This is a genomic window from Bartonella sp. AA83SXKL, from assembly GCF_042196965.1.
In the GTDB taxonomy this organism is placed as follows: Bacteria; Pseudomonadota; Alphaproteobacteria; order Rhizobiales; family Rhizobiaceae; genus Bartonella.
Genome location: NZ_JBHIRG010000097.1, coordinates 1 through 1,128, shown reverse-complemented (window position 1 = coordinate 1,128; position 1,128 = coordinate 1). Strand labels below are relative to the sequence as shown.

Below are 1,128 nucleotides of genomic sequence, written 5' to 3'. Positions count from 1 at the left end.
AATCCCATTTTTATTTTACTTAACAGCTTGCTTTTTGATACGTTTTGTGCAATAAAGAGATGTTCTTTTATATTTCGATTGGTTATTTTAATCGTTTATTTAGATCGCTAGCTGTTTTGATAATAAAAGCCGTGTCTTAAAGGACGCGGCTTTTTTGCTATAAAGCAGCCCCCCGCGCCGTTATTTTATTTACGCTGCTTTTTCACTAATGGCATCATTACTACAAATATCTTCACGGAATATTTTCTTTTCTTTAAGAACGGCATTGCCATAAATTTTTACACCCTCAGCAATAATAGATCTGTTAGAAACACATGCATCATCATAGATTTCTACTTTTTCATAAATCATGGCATTCTCATAAACACGCGCATTGCCATAAACCTTGACATCTTTATAAACAACCGCTTTTCCATAAACCCTTGCCTTATCAAAAATATGCGCCCCCTCATAAATAGAAGCAGATCCTGATACTTTTGCATTGCCATAAACAAAGCCCTTCACATAAGCGCTATGCCAAACCTTGGCATTGTCATAAATTTTTGCCTCTATACTAATAAAAGCTTTTCCATAAACCACGGCATTATCACAAACTTGACCACAAATCTTAGCATGATCATAAACCTTGGCATTGCCATTAACCACACACTTGCCATAAACCCACCCCTTGCCACGAATCCACATGGTACCACTAATACTAGCATTATCAAAAATCTTAGCATTGCCATAAACATGGGTATCACGACCATAAACCTTGGCTTTATCACTCACTACAGCATTACCATAAACTTTAGCATTTTCAGCAACAGCGGCTTCATTACGTACTTTAGCATTTTCACTAACAATAGCATCATATGCCACAATAGCATCATCATAAACCCAGCAATTGCCATCATGAGAAAGGTTATCTTCCTTCTCAATAAAGCCGCCCAATTGACCAACCTTGACATCATCGAAATCCCTTAATGCACGAATGCGATAAAAGTATTTAGGTTGACGGGTTTCAGCATCGTAAACTTTTTTTATTTCGTCTATAAGTTCATATTTTTTAGATACAGTTTTAGTGGTCATAGGTAGCTCCCTAATCTAATATTCAAACAAATTTTTAAATGAAATGGTTATAAGGAG

The 1,128-nt window shown here is 35.9% G+C and carries 1 protein-coding gene; it reads right to left on the bottom strand.

The window, feature by feature from the left end:
- Positions 1 to 189 precede the first annotated feature (189 nt).
- Positions 190 to 1,071 (bottom strand): hypothetical protein, encoded by an 882-nt coding sequence (locus ACFINO_RS09880; RefSeq protein ID WP_375655638.1) that lies wholly within the window; start codon positions 1,069 to 1,071, stop codon positions 190 to 192.
- Positions 1,072 to 1,128 lie beyond the last annotated feature (57 nt).

What these genes read in the sequence shown, in the direction of transcription:
- ACFINO_RS09880 (WP_375655638.1), bottom strand. Translation starts at nt 1,071, where the DNA reads ATGACCACTAAAACTGTATCTAAAAAATATGAACTTATAGACGAAATA.